Raw genomic sequence first — 19,730 nt, 5'->3', positions numbered from 1 at the left:
CCTCGGCCGCGCGGACAGCGCACCGGGGCTTTCTTGTTTTCCGGGGAATCCGCGCGTTCATCGGGGCCGTCCGTGGAGTCTGGTGCCGCTCGGTTCGATCATCGATCAACGTAGTCGTTCGCTCCCTTGTAGAGAAGTCCCAGCCGTTACGTAGGGGACTTCCGGGTTTTGAGCCGGTACGGCACGCGCCCTGTTCTAGTCACCCGCGCTTGCCGGTCGCTTTCCGGGCACTTGCAGGAAATCGGTCGATCATGAATTCGATTACGCTGACAGAGAAATCGGGCCGGGGGAAGTTTCTCCCCCGGCCCGTCCGCTCGCCCCGCCGGCCGCGTGCCTGACCTCACGGGGCACTACAGCTAGCGCGCGGCGAGGATCCGGACGTCCAGAAGCTCGCCGAGCAGGTCGGTGAGACTCACCATGCCGGCCACCTCGCCGCCGCCGTCCGTGACGAGGCCCACGTGGGCGTGGGCCTCCTGGAGGACGGAGACCGCCTCGGGGATCGTCGTGTTCTTCCCCAGCCGGGGCACCGGCCGGGCCAGCTCCGCCGGGCTCGCGCCGGGCCGGACCAGGACGTCTCTGACGTGCAGCACGCCCAGGACGTCAGTCGGCCTGCCGGAGTTGACCAGCAGGCGCAGGTGCCCGCTGTCGGCGGCCGCGTGGCGCACCTGGGCCTCGGTGGCGTCCCCGGGCACGCAGGTGGCCTCCCCGATGGGCAGCATCAGGCGTTCGACCGGCTGCTGGTGGACCCGCAGGGCCCGCGTGAGCAGGTCGTGCTCGTCCCGGTCGAGCAGGCCCATCCGGCCGGACTCGCCGACCAGCATGGCGAGCTGGACCGGGGTCCTGGTGGTGGCCAGCTCGTCCCTGGCGTGCACGCCGAACACCCTCAGCAGCGCGTTGGTCAGCCCGTTGAGGGAGGACAGCACCGGCCGGACCAGCCAGGTGAAGCCGCGGAACGGCAGCGCCAGGCTCATCGCCGCGGTCTCCGGGTGGGTCAGCGCCCACGACTTGGGGGCCATCTCCCCGATCACCATGTGCAGGAAGGTGACCAGCGCCAGCGCGATCACCAGCGAGATGGGGACCTGCAGCGACTCGGGCAGGCCGACCAGCGCGAAGACCGGCTCCAGCAGGTGCTCGATGGCCGGCTCGGTCACCATGCCCAGCCCGAGCGAGCACAGCGTGATGCCGAGCTGGGCCCCGGCGAGCATCAGGGAGAGCTCCCTGCCGCCGCGCACGGCGGCGCGGGCCGAGACCCGGGTCAACCGGCCGCCCTTGCCCGCGAGCTCCTCCAGGCGGTGCCTGCGGGCCGAGATGACCGCGAACTCGGCGGCGACGAAGAAGGCGTTGCCGATCAGCAGGGCCACGCCGAGCAGCAGGGCTCCTGTGGTGCTCATCGTCCGTCCACCGCGCTTCGCTCGATCATGGGTCTGTCGGCGCCGCGGCCGATCATCCGCGGCGCGGCCATCGCGTGCTCGCCGTTCTTCTCGGGGACCCCCGCCGCGGCCGCCGGCGCCAGCCGTACCCACTCGGGGACCCTGCGGTGCACCGACAGCACGGTGAGCACCGCGTCGGTCTCGTCGACGCTGTCGTTCTCCAGCAGGTCGGTCTCAAGGGTCAGCGTGACGGTGACCTGGTCGCCGGGCTCGGCCATCCGGCCGAGGGTGGCGAGCACCAGGCCGGCGATGGTCTCGTAGCCGTCGCTCTCGGGGAGTTCCAGCTTGGTCGCCCGCTCGACCTCGTCGAGCCGGAGCGTGCCGGGCAGGTTCCAGGTGCCGTCGTCGTTGGCGACGACTCCGGCGGGCTCGGGGTCGTTCTCGTCGATCAGCTCGCCGACGAGCTCCTCGGCGAGGTCCTCGACGGTGACCACGCCGGCGAGCCCGCCGTACTCGTCGATGACGCAGGCCAGGTCGTCGCCGGCGGCGCGCATGCGCTCCAGCACGACCGGGAGCGGCAGCGAGTCGGGGACCAGCAGCGCGGGGCGGGTGATCTTCTCCAGCGGGCCCTCGGTCAGGCCGGACCTGAGCAGCTCCCGTACGCCGGTGACGCCGACCACGTCCTCGCCGTTGTCCTTGCGGAGCACCGGGTACCGGGAGTGGCCGTGCTCGCGGACGGCGTCGAGCAGGTCGGAGATCGGGCGTTCGACCCGGAGCAGCACCACACGGGGGCGCGGCACCATGACGTCCTCGGCGGTGCGGTCGCCGAACTCCAGCGCCCGCTCCAGCAGCTCCGAGAGCCGCGGGGGAAGGTCGCCGGCCGTGGCCGACTCGGAGATGATCCGCGACAGCTCCTCGGGGCTGGCGCCGTGCTCGACCTCCTCCACGGGCTCCACGCCCACCCGGCGCAGCAGGCCCGTGGCGGCGGAGTCGAACAGCCGGATGACGGGCCCGGCGATTTTGAGGTAGACGATGGTCGAGCCGGAGAGGAACTTGGCCACCGGCTCGGGACGGGCGATGCCCAGGTTCTTGGGAGCGAGCTCGCCGAGCACCATCTGGACGACGGTGGCGACCGCGACGGCCAGCGCCACCGCGATGCCCGGGACCGCCGCCTCCGGCACGCCGGCGGCCTCCAGGCCCGGACGGATGACCGTGGCGATGGCGGGCTCGGCGATGAAGCCGACGAGCAGCGCGGTCACGGTGATGCCGAGCTGCGCGCCCGACAGCATGAACGACAGGCGCCCCGTCACCTCCAGTGCGCGCTTGGCCGCCGCGTCACCGGCTTCGGCCTGTTCGCGCAGCACGCCGCGGTCGGCGGCGACGAAGGCGAACTCCTGGGCGACGAAGTAACCGGTGGCAAGAGTGAGGAGCAGTACGGCCAGCAGGCCGAGAGCCGTGTTCACCGGGCGGCTCTCCCGGTTGAGTCATCGGTTCCCGTGCATGCGCACGGGCAGGTACTCCATGAGTCCGGAGTGGACACGATCATCCTTTCGCGTAGGGGACGTCCCTTACCGTAACGATCCATGTGGGGGTCGATGTTTCCAGATCGGCCAACGATCACTTCGTTGGTTGCTAAGTACCCATCTGCGTACATTTACATAGGGAAACCTTGACGCGGCGTCGGCGCGCGACGGGGCCACGACGTAGCGTCGATAATGACGTTCTCATCGTGGGTTCAAGAAGTGGCGGGGAGACGACGTGGGTGACTGGCCGGAAGACGACGATCGCACACGCGCGTTGCGATCGCCCCAGCCCCCGCCGCCCCGGGCGGCGGGGCAGCCCGCCTACCCGGCGCAGGGACGGGGCCGGTCGGCGGCGGGGTCCGCCGGGCAGGCGCCGGCCGACGACACGCGACCTCGGCCGACCTCACGGGTGTACGGCAAGGCCAGGGAGGGCTCCGGCCCGGTCAGGCCGCTCCCCGGTGAGAGCGCTCCTCCCGCCGGATCCCCCGATGGGTCCTCCGGCGGCTCCTCCGGAGGGAAAGGCGGGACCCGGATGCCGAGCATGACCTGGCGCCCGAAGCGGCCGGGCAGGCTGATCGTGCGGATCCTCATCGGCCTGCTCGTCGTGCTGCTGGTGCTCGCCGTCGGCGGATACTTCGTGATCAATTCGCGGCTGCACCGGATCGAGGCGCTCACCGACTACGACGGCCGTCCCGCGGACACCCCCGGCACCAACTGGCTGCTGGTCGGCTCCGACAGCCGCGCCGGCCTGACCAAGGCCCAGCGCAGGAAACTCGCCACCGGCAGCTCCGTCGGCCGCCGGACCGACACGATGATGCTGCTGCACATCCCCGACACCGGCGACCGCCCGACCCTGGTCAGCCTCCCGCGTGACTCCTACGTGCCGATCGACGGCCACGGCAGCGGCAAGCTCAACGCCGCCTACGCCTACCAGGACGGCGGCCCCAAGCTCCTCGCCAAGACCGTGGAGAAGGTCACCGGGCTCCGGATCGACCACTACATGGAGATCGGCTTCGGCGGCTTCGTGGGCATCGTGGACGCCATCGGCGGGGTCGAGATCAACGTCAAGCAGGCCATCAAGGACCCCAAGGCGGGCATCGACCTGAAGAAGGGCCTGCAGACGATGGACGGTGGCACGGCCCTCGGCTACGTCCGCACCCGCGCCACCGGCGCCATCCCCGACTTCGACCGGACCCAGCGCCAGCGCCAGTTCTTCTCCGCGGTGGTGAAGAAGGCGGCCAGCCCCGGAGTCCTGATCAATCCCTTCCGCTCCGTCCCCCTCGCGTTGAGCGCCACCGACTCGGTGGCCGTCGGGGAGGAGAGCGGTGCCTTCGACCTGCTCTCCCTCGGCCTCGCGATGGGCGACAACCCGGTGACCACGGTCGTCCCGGTCGGCTCCCTGCCGACCATCGGCGGGCAGGCGGTCGTCAAGTGGGACACGGCCAAGGCCCTGCGCATGTTCGACGCCCTGGCCCAGGACAAACCGGTCCCCAAGGACGCCCTCGGCAAGTAGCGGCCTGGCCGGAGGCCGCCGGAGCCTCCGCCCGGCGGCGTCTCGGCGGGTCGCGGCACGGCCGGAGGGCGCGGGGGGCCTCGCCGCTCCGCCGGTGCCCCGGCAGGCGGAGGCCCGGCCGGAACGCCCGCCGGGCCCCGCCGTGTCGGCGGCGGGGCGCCGGACGCCGGCGTCTCAGCCGCTCGTGCCGGCGGTGCTCGCGGCGATGGATCCGGCGATCACCGCGGTCATGACGGCGGAGTTGACGGCGGCGATGGTCTTGGCGACGGCCGCGCCGGCCCACTCGCCCTCGGTGATCTCCTTGACGCGCTCCTTGCTCGCGCCGGGGAACGCCTTACGGTCGATCTTGGCCGCGTGCAGGACGGCGATCAGCACGGCCGTCCGCTCGTCGGGGGTGCTCCCGGACAGCACGCTCTGGACGCCCGCACGGATGCCCTGCTCGACGCGGGGGTCACGCTCCGGGTAGCGGGTGCTGGGGAAGATCCCGAGGATCTTGCGCGGCTCCTCGCTCAGCACGCCCCGCTCGGCCAGACGGGAGAGCAGGCGCTTGCGGAGTTTGGCCGAGTGGAGCTTGTAGACCCACCAGTCGGGCTTGCGCTCCTTCGGCTCCCCGGCGATCCGGGCCAGCGTCGCGTCCAGTTCATCGTCGCCGAGGGGCGTGGGATCCAGGACGGTGACCTTCTTGTCGGCCAGGTCGATCCGGCGGTTGATGGCCAGCTCCGCCAGCAGGGCGCCGCCGAGCGCGGCGTCGAGTTCCGATGAGCCGATCAGTTGTCTGCCCTCCACCTCGCTGTAGGCGAGCAGGAGGACTTCCTCGGCGATGATGGTCGTCATGTCCCGACTTTATGCCGTAAGCACTACGTAAGCGCTGGTGGCGGGTATCCGGGATACCTTCGCCCCAAGGCCCGCGACATCGTGACGATCACAGGGCCCGGAGGACATCATGCGTATCAGGAGACTGCTCCGTCACCCGGCCGCCTGGGCGGTCATGACGCTGGGCGCCGTCGCGCTCGGCGTCGCCCTGTACCTGTTCCAGCCCTGGCGCGTGTTCACCACGGTCGAGGTGGACGAGGCCGTGCCGGTCGCCGCGGCGACCCCGGGGGCGACCCCGGAGACGGGCGGGCGGACCACGGCCACCCGGTCGCCGGACGGGCGGGCGAAGGCCGCGGAGGGTCCCAGGACCCTGGCCGCGGGCACGTTCGTCTCGCACGAGCACAGCACCGAGGGCAGGGCCAGGGTGCTGGAGCTGGCCGACGGCAGCCGGGTGCTCAGGATCGAGGGCCTGGCGACCTCCGACGGCCCCGACCTCCGGGTCTGGCTGAGCGACCAGCCCGTCAAGGAGGGCAGGGCCGGGTGGTTCAACCTCGACGACGGCGAGCACCTCGAACTGGGCGAGCTCAAGGGCAACAGGGGCAACGCCAACTACGCCATCCCGGCCGGGGCCGACCTGGACAGCCTGAAGACCGCCACCATCTGGTGCAGGCGTTTCGGAGTCTCCTTCGGTGCGGCCGCCCTGAACTGAGACAATGCTCGGCTTATGAGCATTTCTGCAGAACTCCATGCCATTGGCCGTCCGCTCGTCGAGGCGCAGCTCGCCCACCCGACGGTGGTGGGGATCGCCGAGGGGAATCTGCCGGAGCCGGTGTTCCGGTCGTGGCTGGAGCAGGACTACCTGTTCCTCCTCGACTACGTGCGGGTGTTCTCCCGGCTGGCCTGGCAGGCCCCGGACGGGCACCTGGGCGACCTGGTGGACCTGGCCCACGCCACCTTCCACGAGGAGCTGAACCTGCACCGGTCCCTGTCGGCCGAGTTCGGCGCCGACCTCGACGGAGCGAGGAAGGGGCCGGCCTGCGCCGCCTACACCTCATTCCTGCTCGACTCCGCTGCGGACTACGCCGACGGCCTGGCCGCGCTCTACCCCTGCATGTGGGGTTACTCCACCCTCGGCCGCGTCCTCGCCGAGAACCCTCCGGCCGAGCCGCGCTACCGTGCCTGGGTCGACACCTACGCGCATCCCGGCTTCGCCGAGCTGACCGAGCGCATCGCCGTGATGATCGACGAGGCCGTGCCGGACCTCGGCAGGGCCAGGGCACTGTTCACCGAGGGGATGGCCCACGAGCTCGCCTTCTGGGACGTGCCCTGACCTGGCCGGTCGAGTCCGCTCACGAGCGCCTGCGCGCATATGTTGATGAGGTTGCGGGCGGTCCAGCCGCTTTGCGCCCCATCTGGTGACGGACTTGAAAGAATGGATGCCATGAGTGTTCCTGAGGTCGAGGTGCGGGACGTGCCGGATGGCGCGTTCCTGCTTGATGTGAGAGAGAACGACGAGTGGCGGGCCGGGCACGCGCCCACGGCCGTCCACATCCCGCTCGGCGAGCTGCAGGCCCGGGCCGGCGAGGTGCCCAAGGGCGCGCCGGTCTACGTGGTCTGCCGCGCCGGCAGCCGTTCCGCCCACGCCGCGGCCTGGCTCGGCCACGTCGGCTGGGACGCGATCAACGTGGGCGGCGGCATGCAGTCCTGGGAGGTCGCCGGCCGGCCCATGGTCAGCGAGAGCGGGCAGGATCCGTTCGTCGCCTGACCCGGCCCTTGCGAAGAAGGGAAGAAATGACATAATTCGGGGCGAATTATCTATCGCGGGAGCTCGGGCGGAACCGGGCTGAGAGGGCGGAATCGGACAAAGGGGCATATGCCCCTTCCGACGCGCCGCCGACCGCATGAACCTGTCCGGGTAATGCCGGCGTAGGGAGCGTTTCATGACGTCTGACGTCATCGATGCCAAGCATGCCGAGGCCCCCCTCACTCTCGACCAGGCTCCGCCGAAGACCCTCGGCGCGCTCGACCAGAGCGCGTTCTGGGCCAATCTGGGCGTCAGCCTGCTCGGCTTCTCCTTCGCGCTTTTCCTGATCAACCCGCTGGGCGACGACAACCCGCTCACCTTCACCGCGGCGCTGGTCGCCTCCCTCGTCGGCAGCCTCATCGGCACCGCGATGGTCGGTCTCGCCGCGGTGCCCGGGGCGCAGACCGGCCAGCCCGCGATGGTGCTGCTGCGCGGGCTGTTCGGCGCGCGGCTCTCCGCCGTCCCGACCGTGCTCAACATCATCCAGATGATCGGCTGGGGCGCGTTCGAGCTGTGGGTCGTCGCCATGGGCGCCCAGGCGATCTTCGGCGCCTCCGTCCCCTATCCGGTCTGGGCGATCGCGGCCGGAGTCCTGACGACGGCGCTGACCATCTACCCGCTGGGCGCGATCAGGCTGCTGCGGCGCTTCGTCACGGTCGGCGTGGTCATCTCGGTCGCCTGGTTCGCGGTGGTCTTCCTGCGCGACACCCCCGCCCAGACCGGTGGCTCCTGGGACGCCTTCGCATCGGCCGTGGACTTCGTCATCGCCCTGTCGGTGTCGTGGGTGCCGGTCGCGGCGGACTACGCGCGGCACTCGCGCTCCAGCCGCGCGGCGTTCGGCGGCGTCGTCGGCGGCTACACCATCGCCCAGGTGGCCTGCCTGGCCGTCGGCGTCTACGCGGTCGCGCTCGCCGGTCACGGCGCGGTGGCCGACCAGCCGACGGCCGTGTTCGCGCCGTTCGTGGCGGCCCCGCTCGGGGCGCTGTTCTTCGGCATCCTGGTGCTGCGCGAGACCGACCAGTCGTTCGCGAACGTCTACTCCACGGCGATGTCGCTGCAGAACCTGATGCCGCGGGTGGACCGCCGGATCTTCTCCGTGGCCATCGGCGTGCTGACCACCGGCGTCGCCCTCGTCGTCGACGTCAACTCCTACGGGGCGTTCCTCGGCATCATCGGCGCGGTGTTCGTGCCGATGCTCGGCGTGCTGGCGGTCGACTACTTCCTGCTCGGCCGCGGCAGGGACTGGGACACCTCCGAGAACGCGCCCTCCCGCTGGCTCATGGTGATCCCGTGGGTGCTCGGCTTCGTCACCTGGTGGCTGCTCGCCGCGCCCTCGGCGGTGTCGTGGTGGGCGGCGATCTGGAACGGAATCCGGCAGGCCGTCGGCTTCACCCCGCAGCCGTGGATGAGCTCGGCGGTCGGCGCGTTCCTGGTCGCGGGCCTGATCACCCTCGGCCTCGGCGCGCTCCGCCGCCGCAGGTGATCCGGCGCGCCACGGCCGCACCGGCCACGGCAGGGTGAGGCACGGCCCGGTCGGCCGCGGACGTGTCGGTCACGGCCGGGTGAGCCGCGGCCGGGCCGGCCGCGGGCGTGCGGAGTCCTCGTGAACGCGGCCTACGAGCCCCCGGGCGAGCGGCTCCCGTTGGCTCCCTCGACACGCAGCAGTCGCTCCTTGGCGGTCGCGCCCCCCGCGTAACCGCCGAGGACGGCCTCGCTCTCGACCACCCGGTGGCAGGGCACGACCACGCAGACGGGGTTGCTCCCCAGCGCGTTGCCGACCGCGCGCAGCGCCCGCGGCCTGCCGATCCGCTCGGCGATCTCGCGGTAGGTGGTCACCGTTCCGTACGGCACGGCGATCATCATCTGCAGCACGGTCCTGGCGAAAGAGGTCGCCAGCCGCAGGTCCGCCGTGATGGTGAAGGCGCGCAGCCGCCCGGAGAAGTAGGCGTCCAGCTCCCTGCGGACCGGGTCGAGCCGCCGTGGGTCCGGCCCGATGAACGATCCGATCTCCCGGCTGACGCGCTCGAAGACGACGTTCTCGTCCTCGTAGCTGCACGCCACGACGCCGCGGTTGGTCACCGCCAGGATGAGCCGCCCCACCGGGCCGTCCAAGGTGCCGAACGCGATGTCGGGATGGGTTTTCCCTATGTAGTCGGGCGAGGTCACCCGTAGCAGTGCGTCGATGTCACCGGATGACATGGCCCCACCCTTTCGTATCCAGGTGTGTGGTGACCGCAGCGTATCGGACGGATCACCCCAACGAGTGTCAGCACATGCGGACGAAAGTGCCAAGATCAGGCTGGTTGAAGCGGCACTATGGATGCGTGGGTGACAACAGGGCCGCCAGTGACGACGGCATCGGCCGTGCGGTCATCGCCGGCGCGCCCAACGCGATCGTCGCCCTCGACCGGGATCAGGCGGTCCTGACGTGGAATCCCGCCGCCGAGCGGCTGTTCGGCTGGCCCGCCGGGGAGCTGCTCGGCCGCCGGGCCCCGCTGGTCCCCGAGGAGCTGACGGCCGAGCACAACGCGGTCCTGGAACGGGTCCGCACCGGCGGCCAGGTCTCGCTGCGGACCAAGCGGTTCCGCCGGGACGGCAGCCTGATCGACGTCCGGGTGGACACCAGCGCGCTGCGCTCCGAGGCGGGGGTCCTGCTCGGCTACGTCAGCGTCTACCACCTGGCCCAGGACGACGAGACCGCCCACGACCGGGTGGCCCGCCGGGCGCAGCTCGTCCGCAGGCTCACCGACGTGGTCGCGGACATCAACGCGGAGCGGGAGCTGCCCGCCGTGCTCGACCGGATCGCGGCCAGCCTCGCCGAGCTGACGGGGGCCGACGCGGGCGGGTTCGTGCTCATCGAGGGCGACCGGGTCCGCCTCGTGGCCAGCCACCGGCTCCCCGACTCGCTGCGCGACTCCACCGCGGACCTCCGCACGAGCCTGGTCGGCAAGCTCCTGCGCACCGGCAGGACCGTGATGCTGGAGACCGGCGACCAGGCCCGGCTGGACGAGCTGATCTGGTCGCAGCTCCCCGGTCTGCACACCATCGCGCTGGGCGTCGCCGCGGTGGGCGGCCGGCCGTACGGCGCGCTGTACGCCCTGTTCGCCAAGCGCAAGGCCGGCCATGTGGAGCTGGAGCTGCTCGAACTGCTCGCCGGGCACGCCGGGATCGCCGTCGCCAACGCCATGGCCTACCAGGAGGCCGTACGGCAGCGCGCCCACGAGCGGGCCGTGTTCGACGCCAGCGCCGACGGCATCGCGGTCCTCGACGGCGCGGGCCGGGTCATCCAGTGGAACCCGGCCGCCACCGAGCTGACGGGCTTCCACGCGGCCGAGGTGATCGGCGGGCCGCCGCCGTTCCAGCTGCCCGAGCCGGGCGACAAGCTCACCCTTCAGCTGCCCTCGGGCGCCTGGCTGGACGTGCTCTGCGCCGAGATCGTGGAGACGGGCGAGATCGTGGTCGACTTCCGCGACATCACCCGGGCCAAGGAGCTGGAGGAGGCCAAGGATCTCTTCCTCGCCACCACCAGTCATGAGCTGCGCACCCCGATCACGGTGGTCCGCGGCTTCGCCGGCACGCTCGACTCGCGCTGGGACAACATGACCGACGCCGAGCGGCGCGCGGCCGTGCACACCATCGCCGAGCGGGCGCGCTCCCTCGGCCAGCTCATGGACCACCTGCTGCTGGGCTCCCGCGCCGGGGCGGGTGAGCTCACCCTCAGGATCGAGGGGTTCGACCTCGGCGAGCTGCTCCGGGCCGCCACGCTGGGCCTGCCGGTCCTGTCGGACCTGCACCGGGTCGAGGTGAGCATCCCCGAGGATCTGCCCTCGGTCTCCGGCGACGCGCTCGCCACCGACATCATGCTCGGCCAGCTCCTGGAGAACGCGTTCAAGTATTCGCCGGACGGCGGGCTCATCAGGGTCGAGGCCTGGGCGGCCGGCGAGCGGGTGGTGGTGGTCGTGGACGACGAGGGCGTGGGCATCGACCCGGCCAGCAGGGAGCGCGTCTTCGAACGCTTCGTCCAGGGAGACAGCGGCGACCGCCGCCGGTTCGGCGGGGTCGGCCTCGGTCTCTACATCGTGCGCAGCCTGGCCCAGGCCCAGGGAGCCGAGGTGTCGGCGCACCCCCGCCCGGGGGGCGGCACCCGCATGCGGCTGGCCCTGCGCATTGCCGACACGCCAGGCGCCCTTACCTAAGTGACACGCCGCTGCGGTAACGACCCGGTAACGGATGAGCTGATCTATTGTCGAATGTGCACAAGCTGTAATTGGCGCTCGGTTTCTAAGACCATCTAACGGGGCATTTCGGTCGTACTGGGGTGTGTTCCTCAGGGGGAACAGGGATACGGGGAGGTGAGTGCGTCGAGCGTCGTGTTGTTGCCGTATGCACCGTCCAGCGTCGCTGTCGCACGCCAACGCCTCTGCTCTGACCTGCAGGAATGGGGGGTCTACGAGACCGCGATAGATGATGCGGTCCTCGTGGTGAGCGAGCTGCTGAGCAACGCGCTCCGGCACGCACATCCTTTACCGTCCGGTCAGATCAGGGTGGCGTGGCGCTGGACTGACGGACATGTCGAGGTCGCGGTGAGTGACGGAGGAGCCGCCACCGAGCCAAGGGCCGGTCGGCCCACGCTCTCCTCTCTGGGGGGCAGGGGCCTCGGCATCGTCGAGTATCTGGCCGCGAAGTGGGGGGTCAGACACGACGGTGAGATCACCACTGTCTGGGCTGTGGTGACAACTGTCAGCACTGTGAGTAACGGTAACGGTCAGGTTTCCATCCCCGAAATCGCCCTGCGGGAATGCGGATAGGTCCTGTCCCGCTTCACTCCCGGTGAAGCGGGGCAAGGTCCCGATCACCTCATGGCGGGCGCCGCGCGATACAGCGGTGCTCTACGCGGGCGCCGACACGGCCCCGCCGCCGTCGAACCTCCAGACAGGCAGCGTCTGGAGGGCGAGCGGCACGCTCACTTGGCGAACTTGCCTGCGACCGTGACCACGGCGACGACCACGAAGGCCACCAGCGCCAGCACGATCAGGAACTTGAACAGTCCGAACAGGGCGGGCAGCACGAGCCCGAACACGACGTAGAGCGCGAGGACGACGCCCAGGACTGTCATGACGGTACGACTCATGATCCCACCGTACGTCCGGGACCGGCCCGGCGGGAGGGGGAACCATAACGATCCAGTGCTTACGGAGTGGTCCAGTGCTTACGGAGTGGTGACGCGCATAGGGATCGGCCACCGCCGGGCCTACCGTGGGAAACATGAGCGCGCGGATTCTGGTGGTCGACGACGACCCGACGGTGGCCGAGGTCGTGGCCCGCTACCTGGAACGCGACGGCCACGTGGTCGAGTGCGTCGGAGACGGCGCCGAAGCGCTCAGGCGCGCGCTGTCCAACCCGCCGGACCTGCTGGTGCTCGACCTCATGCTGCCGAAGATGGACGGGCTCCAGGTCTGCAAGAAGCTCAGGGAGCGCTGGCCGGTTCCGGTGATCATGCTGACCGCCCTGGGAGAGGAGATCGACCGGGTCGTCGGTCTGGAGACCGGCGCCGACGACTACGTCACCAAACCGTTCAGCCCCCGGGAGCTGGCCCTGCGCGTCCAGTCCGTGCTGCGGCGGGCGCGCGGCGCCTCGGTGCCCGCCGGAACCGGCGTGCTCAGGGACGACACCCTCGTGGTCGACGTCGGCGCCCACGAGGTACGGCTCGGCGACGACCGGATCACGCTGACCGCCCGTGAGTTCGACCTCCTGGCCCATCTCATGCGCAACCCCCGCCAGGCCTTCAGCCGCTCCGCCCTGCTCGACCAGGTCTGGGGCTGGTCCTTCGGCGACTCCTCCACGGTGACCGTCCACGTCCGCCGCCTCCGCGAGAAGATCGAGCCGGACCCGACCGCCCCCCGGCGCATCGTCACGGTCTGGGGCGTCGGCTACCGCTACGAACCCCTGACGCAGCCGTGATCCCCGAGATCCTGCTCATCGTCGCCGTCACGGCGGGGCTCGGCCTGCTGGTCGCGCTGGCGGGGCTCGGCGCGATGCGGCTGCTGCGGGAGCGGTCGATCGGGGTGATGCTCGCGGTGGTCGCCGTGGTGACCGTCCTGGCCACGGTGGGGGGCGTGGTCGCCGTCACCCTGAAAATGATCATCGAGGGCACGCCCAGGGACATCGTGCTCAGCGTGGTCGCGGTCGGTGGCCTGGTCGGGCTGGGGGTCGCGACGGTGCTCGCCCGCCGCGTCGTGGCGGCCAGCCGCAAGCTCGTCGCGGCCGTGCGCGCCGTCCCGTCCTCGGGCGAGTTCACCCCGCCCCCTGGTCTCCCCGCCGAGCTCGACACCATCGCCAGGACCCTGGAGGAGGCATATGAGCGCCTCCGTCTGGGCCACGAACGCGAACGCGCCCTGGAGAGCGCCCGCCGCGAGCTCGTCGCCTGGGTCAGCCACGACCTGCGCACCCCGCTGGCCGGCATGCGGGCCATGGCCGAGGCCCTGGAGGACGGCGTGGTCGCCGACCCGGAGACCGTGCGCCGCTATCACACGCAGATCCGCCTGGAGGTGGAACGGCTGTCGGGCATGGTGGGCGACCTGTTCGAGCTCTCCAGGATCCACGCGGGGGCGCTGCGCCTGTCCCGGCAGCGGATCGGCCTCAGCGACCTGGTCGCCGACGCTCTGGCCGGAGTGGAGCCGCTGGCCCGGGCCAAGGGAGTACGGCTGGCGGGCCAGGTCGACCAGGCGGTCCCGGTCCAGGCCGACGCCGGAGAGCTGTCCCGGGCCCTGCGCAACCTGGTGGTCAACGCGATCAGGCACACCCCGGGCGACGGCACGGTCCGGGTGCGCGCGCTGGTGGAGGACGGCCTGGCCTGCCTGCAGGTCGCCGACTGCTGCGGCGGCATCCCGGCGGACGACCTGCCCCGCGTGTTCGACGTGGCCTTCCGCGGCGAGGCGGCCCGGACTCCCAGCGCGGACGGTGCGGGGGCCGGGCTCGGCCTGGCGATCGCCCGCGGCATCGTCGAGGCGCACCAGGGGGTCATCGACGTCGTCAACACCGGGCCCGGCTGCCGCTTCGAGATCCGCCTCCCGCTGTCCGGCTGAGGAGCGGGGCGCGGCCGTGCGGCGCCCTCCCGGGACCCGCGGGACTCCCGGGAGGGGTGTTCTCCTCGCAGGCCGGAGGGAGGCCCGCACGAGATCAGACGGTCATGTCTCCCACGGCCCTGCGGGGGGTCGTCAGCACCCGGATCTCCTCCTCGGCCCGACCGGCCTCTCCGGGCCGGTCGGCTTCTTCGACCCGGCCGCCCTTTCCGGCTCGGCCGGGTTTCTTCGCGCGGCCGGGGCTCTCCGGCTGGCCGGGACTCTCGGCGCGGCCGGGGACGACGAGGGTCACCTGGGCGTCCTCGTCGTTCTCGCCGTCATCGGGCTCGACGTGCTGGCAGGAGGTGGGGGTCCTGGGACTGCCGAAGGACTCGGACATGGCGCGGAAGGTCGGGCACGGCCACCGCCACATGCAGCTGCGGCAGCGCAGGATCGGGTGCGCCGCGTCGCTGGTGATGCCGCCCGCGTCGCGGGGCTGGTGCAGGTCGAGAAGCCTGACCCCGAGTGCGGCGAAGCCGAGCAGCTCCTCGCGCGCTCCTTCGAGGAAGTCGAGGTCCTCGGTCGCCAGGCGGGTTCTGATCGGGACGTAGCCCTCACGGTTCACCAGACTGCGCAGGGAGTTGGCCGCATCGTGCCACGAGGTGGCCTTCTCGGTGCGGGTGATCATTGACTCCAGGTGCTCCCGGAGTCGCTGCCGTTGGGGATCCTCAGGAAGGTCGGTGTTCATTGATGCGTTCGAGCCCGTTTCTACTCAACGGCCGCCACTGACGTAGCGCAGGGACGGTCGGGAGATTCCGGGTCTCCCCCCTTTCCGGCTGAGCCGGTGTTGCACAGTGTCAAGTTTCGCGCACTCACGGTTTCCGTGAGGGCGAAACGGGGGACAAAGGGCCGACGACTCGGGTTGGGCGAGAGAACGTGACCAGCGGCCTTCGCGCCGCTAGTGTGCCCGCTGTGGAGCTAAAAGTCTCAACTCGATCTCATGCCGGGCACACCGTCATGACCATTGTCGGCGAAATCGACCTATATACCGCTCCTGGTCTGCAGTCCGAGTTCACTCGGCTGCTCCAGGAGAGCCCGACCACCTACGTGGTCATCGACATGTCCGGGGTGGAGTTCTGTGACTCCACCGGTATGAACGTGCTACTGTCCGCGCTCAAGCGTCTGAAAGAGCGCGGCGGCACCCTGGAGCTGGCGGCACCGCGGCCCGCCGTACGCAAGATTCTCCAGGTCACCGGTCTCGACTCGGTGTTCACCGTGCACGAGGCGGTGCCCGGGAAGCTGCTGACCGCCGAACCCAAGGGATGACCGGAACAGCGGTGATCATCCCCGCCAAGGATGAGGCCGACCGGATAGGCGCCACCGTGGCCGCGGCCCTGGCGCTCTCCGGTGTGGATCTCGTCATGGTCGTGGACGACGGATCGACGGACCAGACGGGCCGGGTGGCCAAGGCCGCCGGGGCCCGTGTCGTGCGGCACAGCCGTAACCGGGGCAAGGCCGCCGCCATGGAGAGCGGCGCCGAGGCCGTGCGCCTGTTCGACGGCGAGGAGCCTCGGCATCTGCTGTTCCTCGACGCCGACCTGGGCGAGAGCGCGCACGCGGCCGCGCCCCTGATCAAACCGGTCATGGCAGGTGAGGCGGACATGACCATCGCCGTGTTCGTCACCCGCGTGAAGCTGGGCGGTCACGGGCTCGTGGTGAGGCTCGCACGCGAGGGCATCGAACGCGCCACCGGATGGACGCCCGCCCAGCCGCTCAACGGCCAGCGCTGTCTGACCAGAGCCGCGTTCGAGGCGGCCAGGCCCCTGGCCCACGGCTTCGGCGTGGAGACCGCTCTCACGATCGACCTGCTCCGCAGGGGGTTTCGCGTGCGGGAGGTCGAGGTGGAGATGTCCCACCGGGCCACCGGCACCGACTGGAAGGCCCAGCTCCACCGGGCCAGGCAGTTCCGTGACGTCGCCCGGGCCCTGCTGGCCCGCCGGTAGGCGCTCCTGTCGGCCGCGCCGCGCCGGGCACTGCGCCGGATGTGCTGGAATTTGCGGGTGACTCGGGTTCCGTTGGTTGTCGATGAGAGGCGGGTTCCCGTATCCGGCGTGCCGCGGGGGCTCGGCGCCGTCGCGTTCGCGGCCGTCGGGCTGTCGGTCACGCTGACGCTCCTGATCGGGCTGCTGGGCCCCTCGGCCATGGTGCCCCGGCTGCCCGGCCCCTCCTGGCAGCCGCCCTACTCCCTGGACCTGCGCCCCGACGGCCATCTGGTGATCGCCATGGCCGCGGCGGCGATCGTGCTGGGCGGGCTCGGGCTCGCCGTCGCCCTGCGGTCCCGGTGGGGGCCGGATCCGCGCCTGCTGCTGGTGGCCGGCTGCGTGGCCGCCGCGGTGGCGGCCCTCCTGCCGCCGTCGGGCTCGGCCGACCACCTCAACTACGCGGCCTACGGCCGCCTGGTCACGCTCGGCCGGGATCCTTACGCCGTCACCCCCGCCATGCTGCCCGGCGATCCCGTCACCGGCGCGGTGGAGGAGTGGACCGGCGTGACGAGCGTCTACGGCCCGGTGGCGACCGCCGTACAGGCGCTGGCGAGTTTCGCCGGGGGTGACTCGGTGCGGCTGACGGTGTTCGTGATGGCGGCGTTCAACGCGGCGGCGTTCATCGCGACCGCGCTGCTGCTGCACCGGTTCACCAGGGGCGACGCGGACCTGCAGCGGCGGGCGGCGCTCCTGTGGGCGGTCAACCCGCTGATGGTCTACCACCTGGCCGCCGGGATGCACGTGGACACCCTGGCCGTCGCCTGCATGGTCGCGGCGTTCATGGCCGGTGGCGCGGGGTCCGGGCTGCTGCTCGGGGTGGGGATCGGGGTCAAGCTCAACGCCGGGCTGGTCGCGCTGGGCCCGGCCTGGGAGCTGCGCCGCTCGCCCGGCAGGCTCGCCGTCGTGGCGGGCACCGCCACGGCCACCGTGCTGGTGATCTACGGCCTCGCCGGGCCGCACGTCCTCGACCAGGTCGGCGCGGCCAGCAGGAAGGTCTCGTTCGGCACGCCGTGGCACCTCGTCAAGACCGGGCTCCAGGAGGCGTTCGGGCCCGGCGCGTACTCGGCCTGGATCCAGGCCGGTTCACTGCTCCTGCTGGCGGTCCTGGCCTGGCTGATGCTGCGGGCGGCGCCCCGGGACACGGCTCCGGTGATCGCCGCGGTGATGGTGGCCGCCTGGCTGTTCGCCGCGCCGTACGCGCTGCCCTGGTACGACGGGCTGGCCTTCGCGCTGCTGGCCATGGTCTCCTGGCCCGCGCTGGAGAGCTTCATGGTGGCCAGGGTGGTGATCCTCTCCCTGGGGTATCTGCCGGCCAGGGAGGCCATGCGGCCCGAGGACCTGCTCTGGCTGAGGACCGTCGTCAGAGAGCGGGTGGTGCCGTGGTCCCTGCTGGCGCTGACGCTCGTTCTGGCGTGCTGGGCGGCGAGAGCTGGAGCGCGCGCACGCAGGCGGCCAGCGTCAGCGGCACCGCGACCGTGAGCGCCATCGCGGGGATCGCGATGCCCGAGTCGTTCATCAGGAACCCGATCAGCGCGCAGGCCAGCGCGCCGATCAGTCCGGCGCGCAGCGCGGGCGCGAGCAGGTAGGCCCGGCCCAGGGCGGAGGCGCCCCACCGGGACGGCCGGTCCAGCACCAGGAAGAGGAACGCCAGCGCGACCAGCGACAGCAGGGTCAGCGACCAGTTGCCGACCGTGACCCCGACCATCGCGCCGAGCTTGCGTCCGATGACGGTCCAGGCCTCGCCGTCCAGCACCTGCTGGACGAAGGAGCCCAGGTGGGTGCGTTGCGTGGCGGGCTTGAGCCAGTCGGCCACCGCGATCACCCCGATGAGCAGGACGCCGGCCAGGCCGATCAGGCCGAGCTTGACCGGTGAGACCCGGCTGCCGGACAGCAGGATCAGGAAGACGGCCACCCCGACCAGGAACGCCGGAACCCCGCCGAAGTCGGCGCCCCACGCCGGCCAGCCGTCGGCGAACACCGCGAACAGCCCGTAGGCCGCGCAGACCGCCAGCGCGAGCGTGCGCCGTCCCCGGGAGATCAGCCACTGGGCGATCCCGGCCAGGGCCAGGATCGTCCCGGCGGAGTAGACGGCGAAGGCGATGTTGCTGAAGCCGTAGAAGCGCCCGCCGGTGACGGGCTCGTAGCCGGTGACCGCGTTCACCTGGAGCCTGGAGCCGGTCATCACGTCGGCCAGCAGGGCCAGCGAGGTGATCCCGGCGACCACGGTCAGCGGGCCGAGCACATGCGCCCGCCACGGCCCGGCGAAGGCGATCCCGGCGATCGCGCAGGCGATGCCGGTGATGGTCAGGATCACCGCGGCCATCGGGGCGGGCAGGCTCCACCAGGGCACGAGCTGGGCCAGGAAGGTCGCGATCGCGATCGCGCCGCTGACCACCGCGACGGCCCGGGTGGCCGTCAGCGCCCGGGAACCGCCCCAGCCCCGCCGGATCGCGACCGCCGCCAGCAGGTAGAACAGGATCTGCACCGCCACGAACACCGTGAAGAACGGCCCCCGCACCTTGCGCAGCACCTGGCTGGCGAGGTCCTCGCCGGCGAGGTCGCGCACCATGGCGGCGGCCGGCTCCCCACTCGGCCCGGCACTCCGCCAGGCGTGGCCCACGACGCCGTTCGGGGTCTCCAGGCCGAGCAGGGCGATCACGGTGGCGGTCAGGTCGGTGTTGGTGACCAGCCCGTCCTGCCGGGTGGAGGTGGTGGTCAGGTAGCCGTGCGGGTACGGCCCCCCGTCGGGGGACGGGCCCTGGGCGACGGCCACGTGCAGGTGGGGGGCCGCCGAGGTGTCGGACAGGCCGCCGAGCAGGACCGTGGTCTCCGGCGGGAGCCGGTCGAGGACCGCGCCCACCCGGCGGTCGGCGCCCGCCACCGCGGTCTGCCTGTCCTGCCCGCCCGCCGGGGACGGGCCGCCGTCGCGGCCCGTCCCGGCCCGCGCGAGATCGGCGGCCTCCACCACGACCAGCCGGTACGGCGCCAGGTCGCCGAGCCCGTCGATGGTCGCCGCATATTTCCCGACTTTTCCGGACCTGTCGGCGGCGCTGAGTGCGGCCCCCGGCCCGGCCGCCGCCACCTTCCCCCCGGCGTCCGCCACGAGCTGGCCGAGCAGCCCCAGCGCGGGCTTGTAGGAGGTCTCCTCGGTGTTGTAGGTCACCAACCCGGGCCAGTCAGGCACGCTCGCCCCGCCGTCCGACGCCGGAAGCGGCGGCGCGGGCGGCGCGCAGTCCGTCCCGGGAGCTCCCGCCCGCTGCCCGGCGGAGACGGTCAGCCAGCCCGCGACCTCGCAGGTGACGCCCCGATCGGGCAGCGGCACCGCCCGGGTGGACAGCGACGCGGCCCCGCCCCCCTCGACGAGCTTCCACAGGTTCGGCGTCCGGCCCCGGTCCAGGTCGCTCCACTGCAGCCCCGGCACCCCGACCACCACGACCCTGGCGGGGAGCGACCGGGCCGAGGCGGCGGCCGTACCGGCGTAGGAGAGGGCCAGGAGCACGGCGGCCAGGAGCACGCAGACCGCCCGGTGGCGGGCCCGCCGTGACCTGTCCTCGTGTGCTGAGCCCATCCGGTTCCCCCGTATCCGTGCCTGCTGGCGGCCGCT

19 protein-coding genes are annotated in these 19,730 nt (G+C 71.7%); 12 read left to right on the top strand and 7 right to left on the bottom strand.

What is annotated here, in order from left to right:
* Window positions 1-356: 356 nt before the first annotated feature.
* Both BM085_RS15400 and BM085_RS15395 read right to left on the bottom strand, forming a co-directional pair.
* Window positions 357-1,391, bottom strand: a complete 1,035-nt coding sequence (locus BM085_RS15400) for a hemolysin family protein (protein WP_093887677.1) — start codon at window positions 1,389-1,391, stop codon at window positions 357-359.
* A complete protein-coding gene (locus BM085_RS15395) occupies window positions 1,388-2,833 on the bottom strand; it encodes a hemolysin family protein (RefSeq protein WP_093887676.1) in 1,446 nt (481 codons plus the stop codon). The genes BM085_RS15400 and BM085_RS15395 overlap by 4 nt, the downstream gene beginning before the upstream one ends.
* Window positions 2,834-3,434: 601 nt before the next feature.
* Between BM085_RS15395 and BM085_RS15390 the strand changes: the two genes are divergently transcribed.
* Window positions 3,435-4,406, top strand: a complete 972-nt coding sequence (locus BM085_RS15390; protein WP_245789339.1) for an LCP family protein — start codon at window positions 3,435-3,437, stop codon at window positions 4,404-4,406.
* A 174-nt stretch (window positions 4,407-4,580) separates the two neighbouring features.
* On the opposite strand, the gene BM085_RS15385 is transcribed toward BM085_RS15390, so the two are convergent.
* Entirely contained in the window at window positions 4,581-5,240 is a 660-nt protein-coding gene (locus tag BM085_RS15385; protein WP_093887674.1) for a GOLPH3/VPS74 family protein, read from the bottom strand.
* A gap of 109 nt (window positions 5,241-5,349) precedes the next feature.
* Here BM085_RS15385 and BM085_RS15380 point away from each other — a divergent pair, with 109 nt between their 5' ends.
* The 4 genes from BM085_RS15380 to BM085_RS15365 all read left to right on the top strand — a co-directional run bounded on the left by BM085_RS15380 (window position 5,350) and on the right by BM085_RS15365 (window position 8,506).
* Window positions 5,350-5,928 (top strand): DM13 domain-containing protein, encoded by a 579-nt coding sequence (locus BM085_RS15380; RefSeq protein WP_093887673.1) that lies wholly within the window; start codon window positions 5,350-5,352, stop codon window positions 5,926-5,928.
* A 15-nt stretch (window positions 5,929-5,943) separates the two neighbouring features.
* Window positions 5,944-6,549 carry a TenA family protein gene (locus BM085_RS15375; RefSeq protein ID WP_093887672.1) on the top strand — a complete coding sequence of 202 codons (606 nt, stop codon included), beginning with the start codon at window positions 5,944-5,946 and terminating at the stop codon, window positions 6,547-6,549.
* 102 nt (window positions 6,550-6,651) lie between these two features.
* A complete protein-coding gene (locus BM085_RS15370; protein WP_093887671.1) occupies window positions 6,652-6,984 on the top strand; it encodes a rhodanese-like domain-containing protein in 333 nt (110 codons plus the stop codon).
* Between the two features lie 175 nt (window positions 6,985-7,159).
* A complete protein-coding gene (locus tag BM085_RS15365; RefSeq protein WP_093887670.1) occupies window positions 7,160-8,506 on the top strand; it encodes a purine-cytosine permease family protein in 1,347 nt (448 codons plus the stop codon).
* Window positions 8,507-8,637: 131 nt separating this feature from the next.
* Here the strand turns inward: BM085_RS15365 and BM085_RS15360 are convergent, their stop codons facing one another.
* Window positions 8,638-9,222, bottom strand: a complete 585-nt coding sequence (locus tag BM085_RS15360) for a methylated-DNA--[protein]-cysteine S-methyltransferase (protein WP_086573780.1) — start codon at window positions 9,220-9,222, stop codon at window positions 8,638-8,640.
* Window positions 9,223-9,296: 74 nt separating this feature from the next.
* Here BM085_RS15360 and BM085_RS15355 point away from each other — a divergent pair, with 74 nt between their 5' ends.
* Window positions 9,297-11,219: a PAS domain-containing sensor histidine kinase gene (locus tag BM085_RS15355; RefSeq protein ID WP_093887669.1), complete on the top strand. Its 1,923-nt coding sequence runs from the start codon at window positions 9,297-9,299 to the stop codon at window positions 11,217-11,219.
* 156 nt (window positions 11,220-11,375) lie between these two features.
* Window positions 11,376-11,831, top strand: coding sequence for an ATP-binding protein (locus tag BM085_RS15350; RefSeq protein ID WP_093887668.1), 456 nt, complete (start codon window positions 11,376-11,378; stop codon window positions 11,829-11,831).
* A 155-nt stretch (window positions 11,832-11,986) separates the two neighbouring features.
* On the opposite strand, the gene BM085_RS44410 is transcribed toward BM085_RS15350, so the two are convergent.
* Window positions 11,987-12,154 (bottom strand): hypothetical protein, encoded by a 168-nt coding sequence (locus tag BM085_RS44410; protein WP_177245114.1) that lies wholly within the window; start codon window positions 12,152-12,154, stop codon window positions 11,987-11,989.
* Between the two features lie 134 nt (window positions 12,155-12,288).
* Between BM085_RS44410 and BM085_RS15345 the strand changes: the two genes are divergently transcribed.
* Window positions 12,289-12,984 (top strand): response regulator transcription factor, encoded by a 696-nt coding sequence (locus BM085_RS15345; RefSeq protein ID WP_093887667.1) that lies wholly within the window; start codon window positions 12,289-12,291, stop codon window positions 12,982-12,984.
* Window positions 12,981-14,108, top strand: a complete 1,128-nt coding sequence (locus tag BM085_RS15340; RefSeq protein WP_093887666.1) for a sensor histidine kinase — start codon at window positions 12,981-12,983, stop codon at window positions 14,106-14,108. The genes BM085_RS15345 and BM085_RS15340 overlap by 4 nt, the downstream gene beginning before the upstream one ends.
* Window positions 14,109-14,202: 94 nt before the next feature.
* On the opposite strand, the gene BM085_RS15335 is transcribed toward BM085_RS15340, so the two are convergent.
* The gene (locus BM085_RS15335; protein WP_093887665.1) at window positions 14,203-14,772 is read right to left on the bottom strand and encodes a hypothetical protein; all 570 of its coding nucleotides are present in this window, start codon (window positions 14,770-14,772) and stop codon (window positions 14,203-14,205) included.
* A gap of 284 nt (window positions 14,773-15,056) precedes the next feature.
* Between BM085_RS15335 and BM085_RS15330 the strand changes: the two genes are divergently transcribed.
* From BM085_RS15330 to mptB, 3 genes are all read left to right on the top strand, one after another.
* A complete protein-coding gene (locus BM085_RS15330) occupies window positions 15,057-15,410 on the top strand; it encodes an STAS domain-containing protein (RefSeq protein WP_012886935.1) in 354 nt (117 codons plus the stop codon).
* Window positions 15,407-16,087, top strand: a complete 681-nt coding sequence (locus BM085_RS15325) for a glycosyltransferase family 2 protein (protein WP_093887664.1) — start codon at window positions 15,407-15,409, stop codon at window positions 16,085-16,087. The genes BM085_RS15330 and BM085_RS15325 overlap by 4 nt, the downstream gene beginning before the upstream one ends.
* A gap of 108 nt (window positions 16,088-16,195) precedes the next feature.
* A complete protein-coding gene (gene mptB / locus BM085_RS43025; protein ID WP_245789338.1) occupies window positions 16,196-17,605 on the top strand; it encodes a polyprenol phosphomannose-dependent alpha 1,6 mannosyltransferase MptB in 1,410 nt (469 codons plus the stop codon).
* On the opposite strand, the gene BM085_RS15310 is transcribed toward mptB, so the two are convergent.
* Complete coding sequence (locus BM085_RS15310) at window positions 17,487-19,694, bottom strand: hypothetical protein (RefSeq protein WP_093887661.1); 2,208 nt, start codon at window positions 19,692-19,694, stop codon at window positions 17,487-17,489. The genes mptB and BM085_RS15310 overlap by 119 nt on opposite strands.
* Window positions 19,695-19,730 lie beyond the last annotated feature (36 nt).

Origin of the sequence: Streptosporangium canum (assembly GCF_900113865.1) — a bacterium.
Classification (GTDB): Bacteria; Actinomycetota; Actinomycetes; order Streptosporangiales; family Streptosporangiaceae; genus Streptosporangium; species Streptosporangium canum.
This window is presented reverse-complemented; position numbering and strand designations above follow the sequence as displayed.

Bases quoted from the DNA above. Each gene is read 5' to 3' on its own strand.
- BM085_RS15335 (WP_093887665.1), bottom strand. From the start codon at position 14,772: ATGATCACCCGCACCGAGAAGGCCACCTCGTGGCACGATGCGGCCAAC.
- BM085_RS15375 (WP_093887672.1), top strand. From the start codon at position 5,944: ATGAGCATTTCTGCAGAACTCCATGCCATTGGCCGTCCGCTCGTCGAG.
- BM085_RS44410 (WP_177245114.1), bottom strand. From the start codon at position 12,154: ATGAGTCGTACCGTCATGACAGTCCTGGGCGTCGTCCTCGCGCTCTAC.
- BM085_RS15400 (WP_093887677.1), bottom strand. From the start codon at position 1,391: ATGAGCACCACAGGAGCCCTGCTGCTCGGCGTGGCCCTGCTGATCGGC.
- BM085_RS15370 (WP_093887671.1), top strand. From the start codon at position 6,652: ATGGATGCCATGAGTGTTCCTGAGGTCGAGGTGCGGGACGTGCCGGAT.
- BM085_RS15345 (WP_093887667.1), top strand. From the start codon at position 12,289: ATGAGCGCGCGGATTCTGGTGGTCGACGACGACCCGACGGTGGCCGAG.
- BM085_RS15355 (WP_093887669.1), top strand. From the start codon at position 9,297: ATGCGGACGAAAGTGCCAAGATCAGGCTGGTTGAAGCGGCACTATGGA.
- BM085_RS15365 (WP_093887670.1), top strand. From the start codon at position 7,160: ATGACGTCTGACGTCATCGATGCCAAGCATGCCGAGGCCCCCCTCACT.
- BM085_RS15325 (WP_093887664.1), top strand. From the start codon at position 15,407: ATGACCGGAACAGCGGTGATCATCCCCGCCAAGGATGAGGCCGACCGG.
- BM085_RS15390 (WP_245789339.1), top strand. From the start codon at position 3,435: ATGACCTGGCGCCCGAAGCGGCCGGGCAGGCTGATCGTGCGGATCCTC.
- BM085_RS15380 (WP_093887673.1), top strand. From the start codon at position 5,350: ATGCGTATCAGGAGACTGCTCCGTCACCCGGCCGCCTGGGCGGTCATG.
- BM085_RS15385 (WP_093887674.1), bottom strand. From the start codon at position 5,240: ATGACGACCATCATCGCCGAGGAAGTCCTCCTGCTCGCCTACAGCGAG.
- BM085_RS15310 (WP_093887661.1), bottom strand. From the start codon at position 19,694: ATGGGCTCAGCACACGAGGACAGGTCACGGCGGGCCCGCCACCGGGCG.
- BM085_RS15360 (WP_086573780.1), bottom strand. From the start codon at position 9,222: ATGTCATCCGGTGACATCGACGCACTGCTACGGGTGACCTCGCCCGAC.